Source organism: Flavobacterium sp. CECT 9288, from assembly GCF_918731615.1.
Classification (GTDB): Bacteria; Bacteroidota; Bacteroidia; order Flavobacteriales; family Flavobacteriaceae; genus Flavobacterium.
Genome location: NZ_OU957226.1, coordinates 1,677,526 through 1,698,380 on the forward strand (window position 1 = coordinate 1,677,526; position 20,855 = coordinate 1,698,380).

At 31.6% G+C, this 20,855-nt stretch carries 20 protein-coding genes and 2 tRNA genes; 18 read left to right on the plus strand and 4 right to left on the minus strand.

The features are described from left to right. The first annotated feature begins 100 nt into the window (after positions 1-100). From LQ189_RS07310 to LQ189_RS07365, 12 genes are all read left to right on the plus strand, one after another. Positions 101-1,708 (plus strand): glycoside hydrolase family 3 protein, encoded by a 1,608-nt coding sequence (locus LQ189_RS07310; protein ID WP_230155396.1) that lies wholly within the window; start codon positions 101-103, stop codon positions 1,706-1,708. 126 nt (positions 1,709-1,834) lie between these two features. Then, positions 1,835-2,473 (plus strand): peroxiredoxin, encoded by a 639-nt coding sequence (locus LQ189_RS07315; protein ID WP_230155397.1) that lies wholly within the window; start codon positions 1,835-1,837, stop codon positions 2,471-2,473. Positions 2,474-2,597: 124 nt separating this feature from the next. Next, positions 2,598-2,906, plus strand: a complete 309-nt coding sequence (locus LQ189_RS07320) for a co-chaperone YbbN (RefSeq protein ID WP_086453944.1) — start codon at positions 2,598-2,600, stop codon at positions 2,904-2,906. Between the two features lie 108 nt (positions 2,907-3,014). Beyond that, complete coding sequence (locus tag LQ189_RS07325) at positions 3,015-3,272, plus strand: hypothetical protein (RefSeq protein ID WP_086453945.1); 258 nt, start codon at positions 3,015-3,017, stop codon at positions 3,270-3,272. Positions 3,273-3,442: 170 nt separating this feature from the next. Continuing rightward, the gene (tpx, locus tag LQ189_RS07330) at positions 3,443-3,940 is read left to right on the plus strand and encodes a thiol peroxidase (RefSeq protein ID WP_230155398.1); all 498 of its coding nucleotides are present in this window, start codon (positions 3,443-3,445) and stop codon (positions 3,938-3,940) included. A 10-nt stretch (positions 3,941-3,950) separates the two neighbouring features. Further along, on the plus strand, positions 3,951-4,325 hold the full coding sequence (locus LQ189_RS07335) for a diacylglycerol kinase family protein (protein ID WP_086453946.1): 375 nt from the start codon (positions 3,951-3,953) through the stop codon (positions 4,323-4,325). Between the two features lie 19 nt (positions 4,326-4,344). Further along, a complete protein-coding gene (locus LQ189_RS07340; RefSeq protein ID WP_230155400.1) occupies positions 4,345-6,789 on the plus strand; it encodes a DNA translocase FtsK in 2,445 nt (814 codons plus the stop codon). A 39-nt stretch (positions 6,790-6,828) separates the two neighbouring features. Beyond that, positions 6,829-7,482: an outer membrane lipoprotein carrier protein LolA gene (locus LQ189_RS07345; RefSeq protein WP_086453958.1), complete on the plus strand. Its 654-nt coding sequence runs from the start codon at positions 6,829-6,831 to the stop codon at positions 7,480-7,482. Between the two features lie 8 nt (positions 7,483-7,490). Further along, on the plus strand, positions 7,491-8,927 hold the full coding sequence (locus LQ189_RS07350; protein ID WP_230155401.1) for an LptF/LptG family permease: 1,437 nt from the start codon (positions 7,491-7,493) through the stop codon (positions 8,925-8,927). A gap of 8 nt (positions 8,928-8,935) precedes the next feature. Continuing rightward, on the plus strand, positions 8,936-10,069 hold the full coding sequence (gene ribB / locus LQ189_RS07355; RefSeq protein WP_086453949.1) for a 3,4-dihydroxy-2-butanone-4-phosphate synthase: 1,134 nt from the start codon (positions 8,936-8,938) through the stop codon (positions 10,067-10,069). Between the two features lie 167 nt (positions 10,070-10,236). Beyond that, positions 10,237-10,321 (plus strand) — tRNA-Ser (locus LQ189_RS07360). Between the two features lie 303 nt (positions 10,322-10,624). Then, positions 10,625-10,709: transfer RNA gene (locus LQ189_RS07365), tRNA-Ser, on the plus strand. Between the two features lie 70 nt (positions 10,710-10,779). Here the strand turns inward: LQ189_RS07365 and LQ189_RS07370 are convergent. The 3 genes from LQ189_RS07370 to LQ189_RS07380 form a co-directional block, all read right to left on the minus strand. Further along, complete coding sequence (locus LQ189_RS07370) at positions 10,780-11,784, minus strand: LLM class flavin-dependent oxidoreductase (RefSeq protein WP_230155403.1); 1,005 nt, start codon at positions 11,782-11,784, stop codon at positions 10,780-10,782. 578 nt (positions 11,785-12,362) lie between these two features. After that, positions 12,363-12,767 (minus strand): hypothetical protein, encoded by a 405-nt coding sequence (locus LQ189_RS07375; RefSeq protein WP_230155405.1) that lies wholly within the window; start codon positions 12,765-12,767, stop codon positions 12,363-12,365. Further along, positions 12,748-13,338 (minus strand): RNA polymerase sigma factor, encoded by a 591-nt coding sequence (locus LQ189_RS07380; protein ID WP_230155407.1) that lies wholly within the window; start codon positions 13,336-13,338, stop codon positions 12,748-12,750. Before LQ189_RS07380 ends, LQ189_RS07375 begins: the two co-directional genes overlap by 20 nt. Before the next feature lie 141 nt (positions 13,339-13,479). On the opposite strand from LQ189_RS07380, the gene LQ189_RS07385 reads away from it, so the two are divergent. Both LQ189_RS07385 and LQ189_RS07390 read left to right on the plus strand, forming a co-directional pair. Continuing rightward, on the plus strand, positions 13,480-13,815 hold the full coding sequence (locus tag LQ189_RS07385; RefSeq protein WP_230155409.1) for a DUF6249 domain-containing protein: 336 nt from the start codon (positions 13,480-13,482) through the stop codon (positions 13,813-13,815). Between the two features lie 22 nt (positions 13,816-13,837). Next, on the plus strand, positions 13,838-14,935 hold the full coding sequence (locus LQ189_RS07390; protein WP_230155414.1) for a serine hydrolase: 1,098 nt from the start codon (positions 13,838-13,840) through the stop codon (positions 14,933-14,935). 156 nt (positions 14,936-15,091) lie between these two features. On the opposite strand, the gene LQ189_RS07395 is transcribed toward LQ189_RS07390, so the two are convergent. Then, positions 15,092-16,111, minus strand: a complete 1,020-nt coding sequence (locus LQ189_RS07395; RefSeq protein WP_230155416.1) for a hypothetical protein — start codon at positions 16,109-16,111, stop codon at positions 15,092-15,094. Positions 16,112-16,318: 207 nt separating this feature from the next. Between LQ189_RS07395 and LQ189_RS07400 the strand changes: the two genes are divergently transcribed. The 4 genes from LQ189_RS07400 (at position 16,319) to LQ189_RS07415 (ending at position 20,850) form a co-directional block, all read left to right on the plus strand. Next, positions 16,319-16,834, plus strand: a complete 516-nt coding sequence (locus LQ189_RS07400; RefSeq protein ID WP_230155418.1) for an RNA polymerase sigma factor — start codon at positions 16,319-16,321, stop codon at positions 16,832-16,834. A 49-nt stretch (positions 16,835-16,883) separates the two neighbouring features. Beyond that, positions 16,884-17,783, plus strand: coding sequence for a FecR family protein (locus LQ189_RS07405; protein WP_230155420.1), 900 nt, complete (start codon positions 16,884-16,886; stop codon positions 17,781-17,783). An 84-nt stretch (positions 17,784-17,867) separates the two neighbouring features. Further along, positions 17,868-20,315 (plus strand): TonB-dependent receptor, encoded by a 2,448-nt coding sequence (locus LQ189_RS07410; protein WP_230155422.1) that lies wholly within the window; start codon positions 17,868-17,870, stop codon positions 20,313-20,315. Positions 20,316-20,445: 130 nt separating this feature from the next. Next, a complete protein-coding gene (locus tag LQ189_RS07415; protein ID WP_230155429.1) occupies positions 20,446-20,850 on the plus strand; it encodes an OB-fold putative lipoprotein in 405 nt (134 codons plus the stop codon). The last annotated feature ends 5 nt before the right edge of the window (positions 20,851-20,855 follow it).

The window sequence follows — 20,855 nt, forward strand, 5'->3', positions numbered from 1 at the left end:
AATGACTGTTTGCATACAATCCGTTTTATGTAATTATTCATTCTGTTTAATTTACTTACATGACTTATATGTTTAGAATTAGCGACATATTCCTTTCACAATGACATTAGAACAAAAAGTAGGTCAATTTTTCTTTCCAGCTGTTTTTATCAATGACAGCGAAGAGCACATTCAAGAAATGGAGTCTCTTATTAAAAAATACAACATTGGCGGACTGACTTTTTTTCACAGTCGTGCTAGTGCTGCAACAAATTACGAATCGAATAAAAAAATAGAGTTCAATGATGATAGCGCCATTCGATTACAAGAATTGATTGTGCGCTATCAAAAATGCGCCTCTACTCCCCTTTTAATGAGCATTGATGCCGAATGGGGATTGGCCATGCGTGTAGAAAAAACGCCTCAATATCCTTATGCCATTACGCTTGGCGCTTTGCCAGATAGCGAAATTGATTTGGTTTATCAAGTTGGAAAACAAATAGGATTAGATTTAAAATCAGTTGGTATACATTACAATTTAGCACCTCTGGCTGATATTAATAACAATCCCAACAATCCTGTGATTGGATATAGATCTTTTGGCGAAGACAAAAAAAAAGTAGCTGATTTTGCTGTTGCTTATTTACAAGGCCTTACTGACGCGGGTGTATTAGGTTGTCTTAAACATTTTCCTGGACACGGAAATACTAGCGTAGATTCTCATTTAGGATTACCGGTGCTTCAAGAATCACGAGAAGAATTGATGGAAAATGAATTAGTACCTTTTATAGAAGGAATTAAAAATAACGTCGATTCTATAATGATTGGCCATTTAGCAGTGCCGTCTTGGAACGAAAACCAAAATACTTCTGCTACTTTATCAAAAAACATAATCGAAACACTTTTACGGAAGCAATTAGGATATAAAGGTCTCGTAATATCTGATGCCTTAAACATGCACAGTGTTTCTAAATTATATGAGAAAAAAGGACAACTAGAATGGGAAGCTTTTCACGCTGGAAATGATGTATTGTGTTTTGCTGAAAACGTAGCCGAAGGTATAGATGAAATTGTAAAAAATGCATCTCTTGAAAGAATCAATGCAAGTTTTGAGCGCATCATGCAGTGTAAAGAAAAAGTTGGGATTCTTGATATTGATAATCAAATAGATGTCTATAAAAAAGTCGATTTTGATTTTAAAAAAACATCCGACTTAAATTCTAAAATTGCTCAATTGAGCGTTACAACAATTTTAGATTCAAACAATTCAACTTCAATTTTTGAAGCACAAAAAAAGAATAGTTTAGCCAAAGTAAGTTTTTACAAAGAGGCTAATAATTATTTTTTTGATGCGCTTGCATCTGAACTGCCATCTTCGAGTTTTAATTTTACTTTAGATAATGGTAATTTAGAAGTTTTAAAAAGTCAACTGGATACATTTGAAACGGTTTTGGTCGCTATTTTTGTACCGAAAGTAAAACCTTTAAATAATTTTGAAATCGAAGATTCAGTTTTGGATTTTTTAAGTGTATTACTTCAAAACAAAAACTGTTTTGTGTACACTTTTGGAAATCCTTATGCTTTACAAATTATACCTAACTTAAAAAAAGCAAAAGGTTTAGTACACACATATCAAGATTTTCAAGAATTTCAGAAAGTTACCGCCGAGCTGCTTACTAAAAATCATACCACTAAAGGCGCACTTCCTGTAAAAATTAACTTGTTATAATTTTAAATTTAATGTCATAAGAAATCCTTATCAATCAATAAACATTTATAATCATTGAGCGTTTTATTTATAATAAAGTATAACTACTTTTGCACCATCAAATAAAACAACTTAAAAGTAAATAAAATGTCATTAGTAGGTAAAAAATTTCCAAGTATTGCAGTAGACGCCATCTCTGAAATGGGTGATAATTTAAAAATAAATATTTTTGAAGAGGCTACAAACAACAACAAAAAAGTATTGTTGTTTTGGTATCCAAAAGATTTTACTTTTGTTTGTCCAACTGAATTACACGCTTTTCAAGCAGCATTACCTGAATTTGAAAAAAGAAATACAATTGTAATTGGTGCATCTTGCGATACTAACGAAGTGCATTTTGCATGGTTGAACACACCAAAAAACAACGGTGGAATTGAAGGTGTTACTTACCCAATTCTTGCTGATACAAACAGAAACCTTTCTAACATTTTAGGTATTTTAGATATTGAGTCAACAGAATATAGCGAAGAAACAGATTCAATCATCATTGAAGGATCTAATGTTACTTACAGAGCTACCTATTTAATTGACGAGACTGGTAAAATTTTCCACGAAAGTGTTAACGATATGCCACTTGGTCGTAACGTAAACGAATACTTACGTATGGTAGATGCTTACACTCACATACAAGAAAAAGGTGAAGTATGTCCTGCAAACTGGGAAGCTGGTAAAGAAGCAATGAGTGCTGATAGAATTAGTACTGCTGAATACTTGAGTTTAAACTAATTTAAATAAAGATACAAAGGTTCAGGGTTCTAAGCATCAAAGGTTTTTTGTTGCTCAAATTCATGGAGTTCTAAAAACTTTAACCTTTGAACCTTTGCCTCTTTAAACCTAAAAAAAAAAACTTATGTTAATCGAATTAACCGATGATACCCTTAAAGATTTAATTGCAAAAGACGAAAAAGTAGTAGTTCAATTTTCTGCTTCTTGGTGTGGAAATTGTCGTATCATGAAGCCTAAGTTCAAAAAATTAGCTTCAGAAAATGAAACTATAACTTTCGCTCTTGTTGATGCTGAAAATTTTCCAGAATCAAGAAAACTAGCTAACGTGAGTAATTTACCAACATTTGCAACATTTGTAAATGGACAATTGGTAAACGAAACTCAGACCAATAAAGCCGAAGTTTTAAACGAATTGGTAAACGAAATAGTGTAATGATATTTTTGTTTAAATTTTAAAATTTCCGTGCATTATCTATAAGTCTAATGCCAATGTAATTTAGAATATTATACTTTAAAATCAGACACTTAAAATTTATAAAAAATGAAACTACCCGTTATAAAACATTTAACTCAATTTATTGAAGAAAATGACGAAGACTTTTTAATTGAAACCATTGATGTTCTTGAATCTATGACTGAGATTTCGTCCTTAAAAGATGAAGAGCTAGATGTTATCGGAGAGTTAATTTCAAATATGTATGGTGCCTTAGAAGTCCACAAACTTGTTAAAAATGGCACTGATAAAAAAGAAGCTTTAAACTCCTTCATGAAACGAGTTTTAGGCTCTATTGATAAATAATCAGTACTACAATAAGAATATAACGCACACTTTTTAGGGTGCGTTTTTTTTGGTTAAACCAAAAAAAATACAAGATTAAATATAAAAAAAACATCAATTTTAGAACTGTCGATGCATCATTATTCTTAAATAAATTTCATACTTTTGAACTTCATAAAAAAACACAAAACATGGCTACAATAACATTAGGAGGAAATCCAATACACACTTCGGGCGAATTACCAACTATAGGAAGTAAAATTGCTGATTTTAAATTAGTTAAAACTGATTTATCAGTTGCATCATTACAAGATTTTGCAGGTAAAAAATTAGTTTTAAACATTTTTCCAAGTATCGATACTGGTACTTGCGCAGCATCTGTTAGAAAATTTAACGAAAGCGCTAGTGCCCTTGAAAACACAACTGTATTATGTATTTCAAGAGATTTACCATTTGCACAAAAACGTTTTTGTGGTGCTGAAGGATTAGAGAACGTAGTAAATTTATCTGATTTTACCGAAGGTAGTTTTGGTAAAACAAACGGTTTAGAAATTACAGATGGTCCACTTGCTGGATTACATTCTAGAGTAATCATTGTTGTTGATGAAAATGGTGTTATCACGCACACGGAACAAGTTGCTGAAATAGCTGACGAACCTAATTACGAAGCCGCTTTAAACGTGCTTTAATACCTTATAAATGGAGTTCAAAAAAGACAATACTTTTTTTAGAGGACGATTAAAAAGTTTTCGTTTTGCTTTTAACGGCGCAACCAAATTAATACGAACAGAACACAGCATTATGGTACAATGTTTCCTTGGAATCATTGTTACCATTGCTGGTTTTTATTTTGGTATTTCAAAAACGGAATGGTTAATACAAACCCTAGCTATAGGTATGGTAATAAGCATAGAAGGGTTAAATACTGCGGTAGAAAAGATTGCTGATTTTATACATCCTAATTTTCATGAAAAAATTGGGTTTATCAAAGATATTGCTGCTGGTGCTGTTTTCTTTGCCGCAATCACAGCATTTGTTATTGGGCTAATTATTTACATCCCGTTTCTTTTCTAGGTAATTTATAAATACATCAATGGCAAAAACAGTAAAAGCACCTATCAATAAAAAGAAGGAAACTACTTCTACGAGCACCCAAAAAATCCAAATCTCAAAACAACAGAAAATAGTTTTTGGCACCATGCTAGTACTATTCTCTGTGGCTTTGTTATTGGCCTTTATTTCATTTTTCATTTACGGACAGCAAGATCAAAGTGCAGTTCAAGAATTAACTAATAGAGAAGAACTTGTTCAAAACTGGCTCGGTAAATTTGGAGCATTATTAGCAGACACTTTTGTTTATAAAGGCTTTGGTGTTGCTTCTTTTATATTTGTTCGCTTATTTTTCTTATCAGGTATGTATCTTATTGTGGGAATTCCCGTTAAGAGATTGAAAAACATTTGGTTTTGGGACTTATTTGCAATTATTGTTCTTTCAATTCTATTTGGTTTTTTTGCCACTTCACTACCAGAATTAGGAGGTATTATTGGGTATGAACTCAATTTATTCCTACAAGATTATTTGGGTAAAACAGGAACCTTGCTTACCTTAATTTTCGGATTAGTGATTTATATCATTTTCAAAATGAAACTTTCGCCAGAAACCATTCAATCCTTTTTTGATAGATCCAAAGAGAATACAATAGAATCTGTAAATGCTTCAACAAAAAATGAATCCAATAGTAATTACAACTTAGAAGAATTTGCTGTTGACGAAGAAGAAAAAGATGATATTCATTTAAAAACGAATGGGAATCAGTTTGAAATTAACAAAGATGCTTTAAAACCTACAATTAGTCATGCTTCAGACATCGTTCGGGATCCTGTAACAAAACCACTCTCAATGGTTGTTGCGCCTCTAAGGGAACCTGAAATCATTAAAAATACCGAAGATACTTTTGTGATTGAAAAAGCTGCTGAAGAAGATATCATTGAAGAGAATTTGGCTTCAAGACTAGTGGCTGATTTTGGTTTATTTGACCCTACTCTTGATCTATCAAATTATAAATTTCCTGTAATTGATTTACTAAAAGAATATTCAACAGGAGGAATTACAATCAACCAGGCAGAACTGGAAGAAAATAAAAATAAAATTGTAGATACTTTACGCAATTATAAAATAGAAATTGCACAAATAAAAGCTACCGTAGGTCCATCGGTTACATTATATGAAATTGTACCTGAGGCTGGAATTAGAATTTCAAAAATTAAAAGTCTTGAAGACGATATCGCCTTGTCTTTATCCGCTTTAGGAATACGTATTATTGCTCCTATCCCAGGAAAAGGAACTATTGGTATTGAAGTACCAAATAAGAATCCTACTATGGTTTCTATGAAAAGTGTCATTGGCTCAGCCAAATTTCAAGAGGCCGAAATGGAATTGCCTATCGCACTAGGAAAAACTATTTCTAATGAAACTTTTGTTGTGGATTTAGCCAAAATGCCGCACTTATTGATGGCAGGTGCAACTGGACAAGGAAAATCAGTTGGGTTAAATGCGGTTTTAACATCATTATTGTACAAAAAACATCCAGCTGAAGTAAAATTTGTATTGGTTGATCCAAAAAAAGTAGAACTTACTCTTTTTAATAAAATAGAAAGACATTATTTAGCTAAACTCCCTGATATGGATGATGCTATTATTACAGATAATGCTAAAGTTGTAAACACATTAAACTCTCTTTGTGTAGAAATGGACAATCGTTATTCCTTATTGAAGGATGCGATGGTACGAAATATCAAAGAATATAACGATAAGTTCAAGGCTAGAAAATTGAATCCAGAAAATGGACACCGTTTTTTACCCTATATTGTTCTTGTAGTAGATGAATTTGCTGATTTGATCATGACTGCAGGAAAAGAAGTTGAAGTACCTATTGCACGACTGGCTCAATTAGCCCGAGCTATTGGAATACATTTAATTATTGCAACTCAGCGTCCATCTGTAAATGTAATTACGGGTTTGATAAAAGCCAATTTCCCTGCGAGAATTGCATTTAGAGTAACTTCAAAAATTGATTCAAGAACAATTTTGGATACGCAAGGAGCTGATCAGTTGATTGGACGTGGAGACATGTTATACACAAATGGTAACGATGTAGTTCGTGTACAATGTGCATTTATTGACACGCCAGAAGTTGAAAAAATAACAGAATTTATTGGAGCTCAAAAAGCCTATGCTACTGCTTATTTGCTACCAGAGTTTATTGGAGAAGAAAGTGGCATTAATCTTGATGTAGATATTTCTGAAAGAGACACGCTTTTCAGGGAAGCTGCAGAGATTATTGTTAATGCACAACAAGGTTCGGCTTCGCTACTCCAACGAAAATTAAAATTAGGATACAACAGAGCCGGTAGACTTATTGATCAATTAGAAGCTGCTGGTATAGTTGGACCATTTGAAGGAAGTAAAGCAAGAAGCGTAAACATACTTGATATGAGTTCTCTAGATCAATTTTTCAACAATGAACAAAATAATTAAAACATGAAATTAAACGCTTTGAAAACAAAAAAGATTGAGATGAAAACTTTTAGTTCAAAAATTATTACATTTAGTATGCTTTTTTTGCTTGCTTTTTCAGTGAATGCTCAGGATAAAAAAGCCAAAGATTTACTGGATCAAGTTACTGCCAAAGTTAAAAGCTACAATAATATTGCTATTGATTTTAAATATTCATTAAATAATGCAAAAGAAAACATCAACCAAGATAGTAAAGGAAATGTAACAATGAAAGGGAATCAATACGTTCTAAATTTCATGGGAGTAACTAAAATATTTGACGGAAAAAAAACATACACTATTGTCCCAGAGGACGAAGAAATTACTATTTCAACTGTTAATGAAAAAGATGATAATGCCATCACTCCGTCAAAAATGTTGACTTTTTTTAATTCAGGTTACAAATACACAATGGATATTGTTCAAAATGTTAAGGGTAGAAAAATTCAATATATAAAATTGGTGCCAGTAAGTACAAAAGATCAAAGAAAAGAGGTTTTATTGGGTATTGATATTCAAACAAAACACATCTATAATCTTATTGAAATAGGTAAAAAAGGAACAAAAACCACATTAACCGTTAATTCTTTTAAAACCAATCAACCTTTGTCAAAAAATCAATTTACATTTGCGGCAAGTAAATATCCAAATTACTACATCAACAAATTAGATTAATGAACTAGGTGAAAATTCTTGACAAATACTTATTAAAAACGTTCCTGACTACATTTACTACGGTATTTGTAATCTTATTTTTTATTTTCATTTTACAAACCGTTTGGTTATTTATATCAGAATTAGCGGGTAAAGATTTAGACCTAGTAATGGTTATTAAATTTTTAGCCTTTGCAATGCCGCGTATAGTTCCGCTAGTATTACCATTATCTATTTTACTAGCTTCCATAATGACTTTTGGGAATCTTGCTGAAAATTATGAATTTGCAGCCATGAAATCCTCTGGAATATCACTACAAAGAGCCATGAGAATGCTAACAATTTTTATCATATTGTTGAGCATCATGGCTTTCTTTTTTGCCAACAATGTTATTCCATATGCTGAATATAAGTTTATTAATTTCCGTAAAAATATTGCTCAAGTAAAACCAGCACTTGCTATTGCTGAAGGACAATTTAATGACGTAGGGTTTTACAACATTAAAGTCAACAAAAAGTCAGGAAAAGAAGGTAATGATCTTACTGGCATCACCATTCACAAAAAATCTAATATTGGTGATGGAAGTAAAACTGTAATAAAAGCCAAAAACGGTTCGTTGATTAGTAGCGAAGAATCTAGTATTTTGCAGTTAGTTTTAAACGATGGGTATTATTATGAAGATATTGTACCAAAGAAATACGAAGACAGAAGCAAGATGCCTTTTGCTAAAAGCTCATTCAAAAAACAAATAATCAACATTGATTTATCTGAATTAAATAAAACTGACGTCAACGATGCATCGGTAACCAATACCAATACGATGTTGACCATCAATGAATTATCATACACCCTTGATTCTTTGAATAAAAATATCAAAATGGAAGTTAAAAATTTTACAGATAATCCAACTGCAAGAATAAATTATCCTGCTCCAAAAATTTTCCCAAAAACAAAAGTCAAAAAAGAGTTACCTACTGATATTTTGAGTTTGTATACCAATCAGCAAAAATCAGAAATTTTAAAAATAGCAAGCAGTAATATTACTAACACCTCCTACTCTATTGAAACAATTAGAAGTGAAATTTTAAACAAACAAAAAAACATCAATAAACACCTTCTAGCATTTTACGATAAATTTGTAATTGTATTTGCCTGTTTTTTAATGTTTTTTATTGGTGCACCCCTTGGAGCAATAATTAGAAAAGGTGGTTTAGGATTGCCAATTGTTTTTGCTGTTCTTATTTTTATAACCTACCACTTCATCAATACTTTTGGAAAAAGACTTGCACAAGAAGATGGAATGACTCCTTTTTTAGGAGCTTGGCTATCCTCTATTATACTAACACCTTTTGCTATATTACTAACCTATCGAGCCACAAACGATATTGGACTTATTAATATGGATGTCATTCTTTTGCCTATCCAAAAGTTATTAAAAAAATTATTCCCAACAACACAAAACTAACACACACAATGAGCTCAAATACAATACAACTTAACACTATTGAAGAAGCAATAGAAGACATCAGACAAGGTAAAGTAATCATAGTTGTTGATGATGAAGATCGTGAAAACGAAGGTGATTTTTTGGCAGCAGCCGAAATGGTAACACCCGAAATGATTAATTTCATGGCTACACACGGACGTGGATTAATTTGTGCACCATTGACAGAAAACCGTTGTAAAGAATTAGGACTTCATGTAATGGTAAGTAATAATACAGATCCTATGGAAACTGCATTTACTGTTTCGGTGGATTTAAGAGGAAATGGAGTTACAACTGGAATATCAGCGTCTGATAGAGCTAAAACAATTCTTTCATTAGTAGATCAAAATACAAAACCACATGACTTAGCTAGACCAGGACATATTTTCCCGCTTATAGCAAAACAAGGTGGTGTATTAAGAAGAACAGGTCATACCGAGGCTGCAATTGATTTTGCAAGACTTGCTGGGTTTAAACCTGCTGGTGTCATTGTAGAAATAATGAATGAAGATGGAACCATGGCTCGCCTTCCACAATTAGTAGAAGTTGCTAAGAAATTCAATTTAAAATTAGTCTCAATTGAAGCCCTAGTTGCGTATAGAATGCAACATGATAGTTTGATTGTAAAAAAAGAAGATTTCAATATAGAAACTCGTTTTGGTACTTTTAGACTAAGAGCTTACCAACAAACAACAAACAAGCAAATTCATATTGCCTTAACAAAAGGAACTTGGAACTTAGGGGATTCCATACTCACTCGAATTAACTCATCACTTGTGAATAATGATTTATTGGGAACATTAACTAATAATGCCGACCAACAATTAGACGACATGTTTAAGGTGATTAATGAAGAAGGAAAAGGGGCATTAATTTTCATAAATCAAGACATACAATCATTAAACTTCTTAAATAGATTGAGTGAATTAAAAGTTTTACAACAAAATGGAACTCTAAAAGCACCAAAAATTATTATAGATAGCAAAGATTTTGGTATCGGTGCTCAAATACTACATGACATTGACATTTCAAAAATAAGATTAGTAACTAATACCGAAGGCACAAAACGCGTTGGAATGATTGGTTATGGATTAGAAATAACAGAATACGTAAGGTATTAGTTTGTTTTGAAAAAAAAGTAAAAAATAAATTTATTTGTAACCATAAGATTATGAATAATTTATAAAATAATTCGAAATTATCTTTATTTTTTTTCAAAAATACTCTTGCATAACCCAAAAAGAGCCTTACATTTGCAGTCGAAATCAGCTAATGAGATCGGCATACTGGAGAAATGGCAGAGCGGTCGAATGCGGCAGTCTTGAAAACTGTTGACTGTAACAGGTCCGGGGGTTCGAATCCCTCTTTCTCCGCAAAAAAAGCCCAAAACGCAAGTTTTGGGCTTTTCTATTTCATAAAAGCCTTAAAAATCTTCTGTTTCAAATGTTTTCGTTTTCATTAAAGGACTCCCCTTCTACGATCTCATTAGAAATCCAATTTTCTTAGCTAAATATAAAGACGTAAAATTCGTGCTGTTTTTTGTTTTTAAAAATTGATCCGTATACCATACTTGTTTTTTTAACATTCTTTTTTTAGTAAAATCATAAAAGAATGTTGCAGATTCGAAAAAACTTATTATATTTGCACTCGCAATCAAAAAATGATAGCGACTTACTGGAGAAATGGCAGAGCGGTCGAATGCGGCAGTCTTGAAAACTGTTGACTGTAACAGGTCCGGGGGTTCGAATCCCTCTTTCTCCGCGGAATTAAAAGCTAAACGCTGTAAAACTAAAATTTTACAGCGTTTTTTTATTGGCAACTACCCTATCCATTATTCATTAATCGCATCCATTACCGATTTAGAAATCTGTAAACTTTTTAATTTATCTTGATGGTCAAAAATGGGACTGGTAATCATCAATTCATTTATGCGAGTATATTGAATAAATTCTTTTAAATCTTTAGTCAGTTTCTCTTTACTGCCTGTAAAGGTGCAAGCAGTCATTTGATTCACATGAAAGCGCTCTTCCTCATTCATCATTTCATCAAGAGATGCTACGGGAGCTTGCAAAGCTTTTCTATCGTTTCGTATTAAATTCAAAAACATTTGATACAAACTAGTCGATAGAAATTGAGCTTCTTCATCAGAGTCGGCTGCTATGATATTCACGCAAGCCATTGTTTTGGGTTGGCTCAAAAAAGTTGAAGGTTGAAAATTTTCTCTGTAAAATTCAAATGCCTGTAGCATTTGTCTGGGTGCAAAATGCCCTGCAAAAGCATACGGCAAGCCATATTCAGCTGCCAATTTTGCACTATCCATACTAGAACCTAAAATCCAAATGGGTACATTCATCCCTTCGGCCGGAAAAGCCCTCACTTTTTCTGTAGCATTGGCTTCAGAGAAATATCTTTGTAATTTGGATACATTCTTGGGGAATTGTTGGGCTTCTTCAAAAAAATCTTTTCGAATGGCTTGTGCTGTCAACGCATCAGTTCCTGGCGCTCTTCCAAGACCTAAATCAATTCGGTTAGGGTACAAAGTAGCCAAGGTACCAAACTGTTCCGCAATGATCAATGGCGAATGATTGGGCAACATGATCCCGCCTGATCCTACCCGAATATTTCGAGTTTGACTGGCAATATAACCAATTAAAACCACCGTTGCCGTACTGGCTACGTGAGCCATATTATGATGCTCTGCCAACCAAAACCGATTGTATCCCAAATGATCTGCCAGTTGCGCCAACTCTTTGGTTTTTTGCATGGTATCACTGGCATTGCTGTTCTCTGTAATTAAAGCCAATTCTAATAAAGATATAGGAATAGCGTTTTTCATAAAAATTTTATTTGTAATACAAAATTAGGCATTAAGAGGATGAGGCTATGTTTTGAGGTGTTAATTGAATTATAATGTTTGCATGGTAGTCTAACAAAAACTAGTAAGCTGAGTTTGATTACTAAAATTTATAAAAACACTAATTGGAATGTGTTTTCGGTGATAATTAGAGTGTTTTTTTTTTTGTTAACATAATGAAATTCAGATTGTAAAGTAATTAGTCAAAACTGTCAATTAAATTAAAAAGTAAACTTAAGTTTCATATGTTCACATTTCCATAAACAATATAATATTTCTTGCTCATTTAATTTTACATGAGCTTACTAAAAACCAAAAATCAATCTACCTGAGTTCAAAAGAATTATAAAATGAGCTTTACAGCTACAAAATTAAGCCACTGATTTCATGTAAAGTTGGTATTATATCTATTCGATTTGCTGCAGCTGTTCACTATCGCTGAAATGGCAAATCTAAAAACGGGTTTAATATAATTTAAAACCCGCTGTAGTAGTATAAATTTGGTTTTATTTTTAACACATACACCAATCTAAAACAATTTACCACAAATCAAAAAAATTCTATTTATCAAACTGATCGTCAAAATGTTTTTTCAAAAAAGAAATTTGAATAAATAACATTAAAGTTGCTAAAACAACTGCGTAAATTGTGATTTTAGGGAAAATATATATTGAGGTTATATTAAAATTGGGAATGAAATCGAAATTTGGATAATTAACCAAAGTATCTGTTTGGGTTTCTTTATTAATAAAAATATAAATAAATGATATAATAAAACATCCCAAAATAATTATGAAAACTGGCTTTGAAATCAATGGTTTATAAACATAAACTTCACTGGTTTTTGCGTCCAATACTTGCGACATTACTTTTGAAGTAAAATCAAACGAAGGGGTTTCTAATACAGAATCCTTCATCATATTATCTACAAATTTCTCTAACAGTTCATCTTCGTTCACTTTCATAATATGCTAGTATTTCGGGTTCTAATCGCTCTCTTAAAATTGAAGCTAATTTTTTTCGACTTCTAAATAATTTTACTTTAGCATTATTTGAATTGCAATCTATTACTTTTGCTATTTCTTCTATAGATTGGTCATCAAAATAATACAAAGTTAGCAAAAACGCTTCTTCGCTGGGTAATAATAACAAACATTCTTGAATTTTTTGATTCCTCTCATTTTCATCAACTGTGCTCAAAACCTTTTCAATTGCTTTTACTTGATGTTCGCTAAAATCTTCTATATAAAGAACACTTCTCTCTTTTTTAACTTTTTTTAATCTATCTAAACAGGTATTGTAGGTGATTGTATAAATCCAAGTCGAAAATTTAGATTCTCCTTTAAATTTAGGCAATGAATTAAAAACTTTTACAAACGTATCTTGGGAAACTTCCTCTGCTTCTTCTTTGTTTTTCAGCATTTTATAAGACAAAGTAAACACCAAATCTTTATATTGGTTTACCAATATAGAAAATGCGTTTGTGTTCCCTTTGATTACTTGGTTAATATGATATTGATCGTTTATAAAAGCCATATTGATGATAAGACGACAATAAACCGAATTGGGTTACAAGTTCAAACAAAAAATATTTTTAATAATTGTGTAACCAAAATAAAACTATGGCCGTCATAGTTTATGAACCTATTAATTAATAATCAATTTAAATCAAAAATTATGTACGAAGCAATTTTAATTCCAACAAGTCTTTTTTTAACAATCTTCGGTATTGTTTATATTTTTTTATCAACGAGAAACAAAGAACGTTTAGCACTTATAGAAAAAGGCGCAAATGCTAGTATTTTTCGTTCTAATAGAAACTCATTTCAAAAAATAATTATTTTAAATCTAGCACTTTTATTTATGGGTATTGGCGCAGGCGTTTTTATTGCCTTACTGTTAGCAACTTACACATCATTAGATAAAGATGCACTCTATCCTGCAATGATATTTTTAATGGCAGGAGTGTCTTTATTTATAGGTTTCAAAATGACAAATAGTCTGGATAAATAAAGTATGAATCAAAAAACATCAAGTGAAAATCATCAATATCAAATCAACTTATTTACTTTTAATTGCTTTTATCATTATCGGCAATCCATTAAACTCCGTTTATTCTCAAAATCTCGAAGCTAAAATTGATAGTTTACTTCTAAAAGTGTTTACAGATAAAAATGGCCCAGGTGGAGAATTTTTGGTAGCAAAAGCAGGAAAACCAATCTATCAAAAATCATTCGGTAAAGCCAACCTTGAACTTGATGTTAATTTAACTTCTGATAATGTATTTCAAATTGGTTCAATGACAAAACAATTTACAGCAATTTCTATTCTAATATTAGAAGAAAAAGGTAAGTTGAGTGTTAATGATCTAGTTTCTAAACACATTCCAGATTATCCTTTGGGAGACAAAATTACCTTACATCATTTATTGACACATACCTCAGGCATCAAAGATTTTACAAAAATGAAGTCGTTACGTGATATTTCTCAAAAGGAAATGACACCAAAAATGATGGTTGATTTCTTTAAAAATGAACCTGCTGATTTTGCTCCTGGCGAAAAATTTGATTATAACAATTCAGGATATGTGCTTTTAGGATATATTATAGAATTAGTTTCGGGAGAAAAATACGAAGAATTTATTAACAAAAATATATTTGATAAGGTTGGCATGAATAACTCACAATATGCAAGTGACAGAAAAATTATACTTAAAAGAGCATATGGTTATCAGAAAAAAGAATATGGATATGTTAATAAAACACAAATTAGTTTCAGCATTCCATTTTCGTCAGGTTCTTTAATGTCGACAACTGGCGATATGTTCAAATGGCAAAATGCTTTAAATCTTAATCTATTACTGAATACCGAAACACTAAAAAAGGCATTCACAAAATACAAATTGAACAATGGTGAAGAATTCACTTATGGTTATGGTTGGCATTTAATCAATGTAAATGGAAATCAATTAAGAAGACACGGTGGTAGCGTTTTTGGCTTTAAATCAATGGGAGTTTATATTCCGAGTGAAGATATTTATGTCATAGGTCTGACTAATTGTGATTGTAATTCTCCAACTCAAGTAACCGAAGAAATTGCATTGTTAACTTTGAAAGCATTAAAAAAAGGATAAAACCAAAAAATACGTCAGCGATCGGCGTTTTGTAAAAATGATTGGCTATTGTACCAAAAATAATTAGTACAATAAATCAACCAGTACTGTCGTGAATTGTGTTTTTGAATTCTAAGGTAAACAACTATTTAAAATAATTTCAACTGATATCAGAAGTTATTTTTTTTCAAAATAAAGATAATTGGTATTACTACTTACAGCACGTAGCCGTATTTGGGAATTATTAAACTCAAATAATTCCCAATAAGTATTCAGTTTACTCAGTAATTGTGAATTGAAATTTATTTTTAGTTTTCTTACTCCATTCAGTAGTACATATTCCCATTGCCCAGTTTCAATACTACCTCCTCTTGTAGCGACAACCGTATAATCATTTTTAAAGACAAATGAATAATCGCTATACAAGGAAGTTTTATCTAAAGTAACAAAAAAATAAGGGATTGCCCATGAACCCTTTGTTATTGTTTCTGTAAAATCTAGGGACACAATATTATTTTCTGGGGAGTAATCAATAGCATATTTGATTGCATTTTCGAAATCTTGATTACTTGAAATCGTCCTTGGTTGATTATTATGATCCACTATTGAAATAGGATATTGTAAAGAAATATATTGACTAGCAGTCAAATTTTTTATAAAATAAAAAAAGGCTTGATCGCTAATGATTGACATGGAACTAGCGAACTGATTAGAACTGTTATAAATATTTATTGTAATTGGATAATTAATATTTAAACCATTAATCTTACTCAAAAGATCAGGATATAGATTCCAATAATCAATTAAGGATTTAAAATCAGCCTCATTTGGAATCAATTTTTCGAAGTAATTATAGTACACCATAGTTACTGGAAAATCTATTTTTACGATATCATCATCAGTAGCATTTGCAGTAATATTATCTACTACTTTTTGATAATCGGAAATAGTATTTACGGCTATGTTTGTATTGTTAACCGTAAGTGTATAAGGAAGTTTTATGGTACAATAACTGGACTTGTCTATTATATTATCTTGTACCGTTTTGACCATTGCAACTCTTTGCAGATAAGTCGTAAGAGGAGAAACATTTGTAACTGTTCCCTGTATATTATTATCCTCTTCTACTATTTCGCTTTGGCAAGATAATAAAACTAGGAAAACTGCTATTGATATATATTTTTTTAAAGGGAACATATTTCTGTTTTTACAAAGGTAATAAAATTTAAAGAAACAGTTTTTCAATAAATTCAGCATCAAGGTTTTCGGTTTATTGTTATTTTTAAACCAAATTACCTCATGAATATAAAAAACATTTCAGACCTGTATAAAACAATCAGTCTTGTTTTTACCCTACTTAAATTAAAAACAAATACTTTTGCATGGTATAAATTGAAAATATAAATGCCAAATACGAACCAATCTAACACTTGCGACGAAATAATCTTTTCCTCATTTTTCAAAAGTCATATAAAAGCACTTCGGAATTTTCTTATTTACAAATTTGGCAATCAAGAACAAGCAGAAGATGTAGCACAAGAAGCTTTTGTCAAACTCTGGCAAAACTGTGATGCAGTGCCGATTGAAAAGGCAAAGTCCTATATTTATACGATAGCAAACAATAGCAGTTTAAATGAAATTGCACATCAAAAAGTGGTGTTGCGATATGAAAAAAACTTTACAGGTTTAGATAAAACAAATGAAAGCCCAGAATATCTTTTGGAGGAAAAACAATTTCAAGCAAAACTGTTGAAAGCCATTGAAAATTTAAACGAAAAACAACGCGTGGCCTTTTTGATGCATCGTATTGATGGAAAAAAATATAGCGAAATTGCATTGGATTTAAATATTAGCGTAAAGGGAGTAGAAAAGCGCATTCATTTGGCTTTAGTAAGCTTACGCAAAGAAATTGATTTGTAAAAGTAGGGTAAACAGAGTCCCAGTTGTTTTAATATATAATAAAAGTACAATGAAAGAAAATCACATACTAGCGAAATGGCTCAACAATGATTTGTCAGAGGATGAATTAATGGCATTTGAAGCAAGTCCCGATTTTGAAAAATACCAAAAAATTAAGGACTATACCGCACATTTAGAAGTAGAGGATTGGGATGAAAATGCGATGCTAGCGAATATTCTAAAGCAGAAAAAAACAGTTACAAAAGTAGTTCCTTTATACAAAAAATGGTTCTTTCAAGCAGCGGCAATCCTTGTTTTGGCGCTTGGAATTACTTTCGCAATCCAAAATTTTGTACCACAAACACAAACAGCAAACTTTGGTGAAAAAACTACCTTTCTATTACCGGATAATTCCGAAGTGGTGCTGAATGCGGGTTCTGAAATACACTTTAAAAAATGGAATTGGGACAGCAACAGATATCTTGAACTAAACGGAGAAGCTTATTTCAAAGTAGCCAAAGGAAAACGTTTTGAAGTGCAGACTAATCTGGGGAAAGTTTCCGTTTTAGGGACGCAATTCAACGTAAAAGCTAGAAAAAATAGGTTTGATGTTGTCTGCTACGAAGGATGTGTAAAAGTAAATTATGGAAACACTCAAGTGCTGTTAACGCATGGACAAAGCGTTATTTTTGAAAATGGTAAACAAATAAATAGAGGAACAACTTCATCGAAGCCAGAATGGATGGACAATCAAATCGCTTTTTATAAGGAAAATATCAAATCCTTGCTAGACGAAGTTCGTAGACAATACAATATTACAATTGAAGTAAACGCAAAAGATACTACGTCCTTATTTACTGGAAAATTGCCCACGAAAAATCTAGATGTTGCTTTGCAAATAATTAGTACAACCTATAGTTTAGAGATAAAAAAAGTCTCAAAGAATAAAATAATATTTGACGAAAAATAAATGTTGTACCCCAAACAATTTTATTTTTTGTTTTTTACATTTTTTCTTGTCCTGAGTCTATCTGCTCAGGACAAAGAAAAGAGTATGCCCTTTAAAAAAATTATAATTGAGATCGAACAACAGCATAAGGTTAGCTTTAATTACACCGAAGACAATATCACGGGACTGCAACTACACCCTCCTAAAAGGTCACTTTCACTAAATCAAAAACTACAATATCTTGAAAGAAAGACCAATTTGTCTTTTGAAAATATAGGAAATCAATTCATTAATATTTACAAAAAAGACAAGGAAGCTAATATAATTTGTGGCTACGTTTTTTCGGCAGACAAAAAACCTATCGAGAACGCAAATATCAATTTAAACGATAAAATCCAGCTTACAACGGATGCAAATGGTTATTTTGAAAGTGAAAAATCTGAGAAAAACATACTCTGGATTAGTCATATCGGATACATAACCAAAAGAATTGTTGCTACTAATTCAGGTCATAAAAAGTGTTTGGAAATTCTATTAGACCCTGATATCACAGAACTAGAAGAGATTAAAACCAATGCTATTTTGGCTTCGGGAATCTCAAAAAGTAAGGACGGTTCATTTGAAATTAAACCCAAGAAATTTGGTATTTTGCCAGGACTTATCGAGCCAGATGCTTTGCAAACAATGCAGCAAATTTCAGGTGTAAATAGTATTGACGAAAGTGTGTCTAGCATCAATGTACGCGGTGGGACTCACGACCAAAATTTATTTTTGTGGAATGGAATACGAATGTTTCAAACGGGACATTTTTTTGGTTTAATATCGGTTTTTAATCCTAATTTGGCTCATACTATTGCTATCTATAAAAACGGAAGTTCTGCTTTTTATGGGGAAAGTGTGTCTAGTGTAGTAAATATTTCTTCTACTCCAGAAACTGCAGAAAAAAATACTTTTAGCGCAGGAATCAACATGATTAATGCTGATATGTATGCAAAGTACAACCTTTCGAAAAAGAGTTATATCGAAATTGCTGCACGTAAATCGATTACTGATTTTATAGAAACTCCCACCTTTAAAGAATACTTCAATAAAATATTTCAAAATACAACAATCTCTGATTTCTCCAAAAATCAAAATATCAAGTATCAAAGCGATAAAGAATTTGATTTCTATGATGCAACGCTTAAATATGCTCAAAAAATAGGAGCCAAAGACCAAATAGTACTGGATGTAATAACCATAAAAGACAATTTGAAAGTGTTACAAAGTGCGGCTACAAACGACCTAAACAAATCAGAAAAAAATGTGTTGCAGCAGCAAAATTATGGCGGAAATTTATCTTGGAAAAGAAAGTGGAATAGCAAGAATACTTCTAAAATTAATACTTATAACTCTTCCTATAAACTTTTGGCCAACCAAAAAGCTACTACTGGGAATCAAATCGTTATTCAGGAAAATACAGTGCAAAATAATGGAATAAATTTGGAAAATAACCATACCATTAGTGCTGAATTTAGTTTTAATAATGGTTATCAGTTTAACGAAATAGGAGTTACGAATTTGGAGCAGGTAACTAATCCTGATTTTTATCGTAAAACCAAAGAGGTGTTGAGATCGCATACTTTGATTTTGGAAGGAATATATAATGACACCATTTCTAGAATATATGGTAAGCTAGGAACACGAATGAATTATATCGAAAAATTTAATAAATATATTGTAGAACCAAGATTTCAGTTGAATTACGGCATTAGTAAAAGTCTGAATATAGGACTATTAGGTGAGTTAAAAAGCCAGAATTCGCAACAGATTATTTATTTGCAAAAAGATTATTTCGGCATCGAAAAAAGACGTTGGGTTTTATCAGACAACACCACAGTTCCTATTCAAAGGAGCAAACAAGTATCGTTGAATTTATTTTATAAAAAGGACGATTGGATCTTGGATATAGAAAATTTTTATAAAAAAGTTACTGGAATTACAACCTCAAGTCAAGGTTTTCAAAATCAATTAGAGTTTATTCGAACAACAGGAGATTATGAAATATTTGGAACAGAAATTCTGATTCAAAAAAAGATGAATCACTTTCTTACTTGGGTAAGTTATACTTATAATGATAATAATTATGATTTTTCTAATTACGAACACCCTATTTTTCCTAACAACTTTGAGTTGATGCATACTTTTTCGTGGGCAGGAGTTTATGAGAGAAACAATTTCAAAATGGCACTCGGTACAAAATGGACTTCAGGTAGACCAAAAACCTCTCCAGCTAGTTCGCAAATCGACCCTTCTAACCCCGTGATCAATTATAATAAACCCAACAATACCAATGTAAACGTTTTTTCACAAGTTAATCTTTCCGCTACTTACAAGTGGGTAACTGCAAATGGAGTCCAATATAAATTAGGAATATCCATCTTAAACATCTTGAACAGAAAAAATGAGATTAACGAGTACTATAGAATTAGCTCTTTATCAAACGCTATAGAGGAAGTGGAAACTTTTTCACTTCAAAGAACGCCAAACATAAGCTTCAGAATTTCATTATAAAGCACTCTTTACAAGGTTCTTACAAATAACCTTGTCCTTCTTTTTATTTTTTTTCTAAAAATAGCAATTATTTAGGTAGGGTAACCTGGACCCTAGCTGTTTTACTATTGAATCATATCCAATTAAAAATATGAAAAGAAAAAAAACAGCAACAATATTTGTAACGCTACTCCTACTAGCATCAGCAGGTATCTATTTTTATTATGGTTTTCTATTTAAAGAAGCACGCAATATAGAATCCGAAAAACCAACAGTAAGTACATCTGCGACAAATCTGATGAATGAGTATAATTCAAATCAAGAAAAGTCAGATTCACTGTATTTAAATAAAACTATTGAGGTAACTGGAAAAGTAACTAAAGAAACGGATTCTGTAGTGGTTCTCGATAGCATTGTTTTTTGCCTTTTCATTAAAAAGAAAAGAAACAAACTATTAAATAGTCGACTATCCGTTAAAGGCAAATGCATTGGTTACGACGAGCTATTTCAAGAAGTTAAACTAGACCAATGTATCATTAATAAACAAAGCAACTAATCCAT

Excerpts from the sequence above, each read along its gene's own strand:
- LQ189_RS07370 (WP_230155403.1), bottom strand. The coding sequence starts at position 11,784 with ATGAAAAACGCTATTCCTATATCTTTATTAGAATTGGCTTTAATTACA.
- LQ189_RS07385 (WP_230155409.1), top strand. The coding sequence starts at position 13,480 with ATGTACGAAGCAATTTTAATTCCAACAAGTCTTTTTTTAACAATCTTC.
- LQ189_RS07335 (WP_086453946.1), top strand. The coding sequence starts at position 3,951 with ATGGAGTTCAAAAAAGACAATACTTTTTTTAGAGGACGATTAAAAAGT.
- LQ189_RS07320 (WP_086453944.1), top strand. The coding sequence starts at position 2,598 with ATGTTAATCGAATTAACCGATGATACCCTTAAAGATTTAATTGCAAAA.
- LQ189_RS07415 (WP_230155429.1), top strand. The coding sequence starts at position 20,446 with ATGAAAAGAAAAAAAACAGCAACAATATTTGTAACGCTACTCCTACTA.
- LQ189_RS07310 (WP_230155396.1), top strand. The coding sequence starts at position 101 with ATGACATTAGAACAAAAAGTAGGTCAATTTTTCTTTCCAGCTGTTTTT.
- LQ189_RS07395 (WP_230155416.1), bottom strand. The coding sequence starts at position 16,111 with ATGTTCCCTTTAAAAAAATATATATCAATAGCAGTTTTCCTAGTTTTA.
- ribB (WP_086453949.1), top strand. The coding sequence starts at position 8,936 with ATGAGCTCAAATACAATACAACTTAACACTATTGAAGAAGCAATAGAA.
- LQ189_RS07325 (WP_086453945.1), top strand. The coding sequence starts at position 3,015 with ATGAAACTACCCGTTATAAAACATTTAACTCAATTTATTGAAGAAAAT.
- LQ189_RS07375 (WP_230155405.1), bottom strand. The coding sequence starts at position 12,767 with ATGAAAGTGAACGAAGATGAACTGTTAGAGAAATTTGTAGATAATATG.
- LQ189_RS07380 (WP_230155407.1), bottom strand. The coding sequence starts at position 13,338 with ATGGCTTTTATAAACGATCAATATCATATTAACCAAGTAATCAAAGGG.
- LQ189_RS07405 (WP_230155420.1), top strand. The coding sequence starts at position 16,884 with ATGAAAGAAAATCACATACTAGCGAAATGGCTCAACAATGATTTGTCA.
- LQ189_RS07410 (WP_230155422.1), top strand. The coding sequence starts at position 17,868 with ATGCCCTTTAAAAAAATTATAATTGAGATCGAACAACAGCATAAGGTT.
- LQ189_RS07340 (WP_230155400.1), top strand. The coding sequence starts at position 4,345 with ATGGCAAAAACAGTAAAAGCACCTATCAATAAAAAGAAGGAAACTACT.
- LQ189_RS07400 (WP_230155418.1), top strand. The coding sequence starts at position 16,319 with ATGCCAAATACGAACCAATCTAACACTTGCGACGAAATAATCTTTTCC.
- LQ189_RS07345 (WP_086453958.1), top strand. The coding sequence starts at position 6,829 with ATGAAAACTTTTAGTTCAAAAATTATTACATTTAGTATGCTTTTTTTG.
- LQ189_RS07315 (WP_230155397.1), top strand. The coding sequence starts at position 1,835 with ATGTCATTAGTAGGTAAAAAATTTCCAAGTATTGCAGTAGACGCCATC.
- tpx (WP_230155398.1), top strand. The coding sequence starts at position 3,443 with ATGGCTACAATAACATTAGGAGGAAATCCAATACACACTTCGGGCGAA.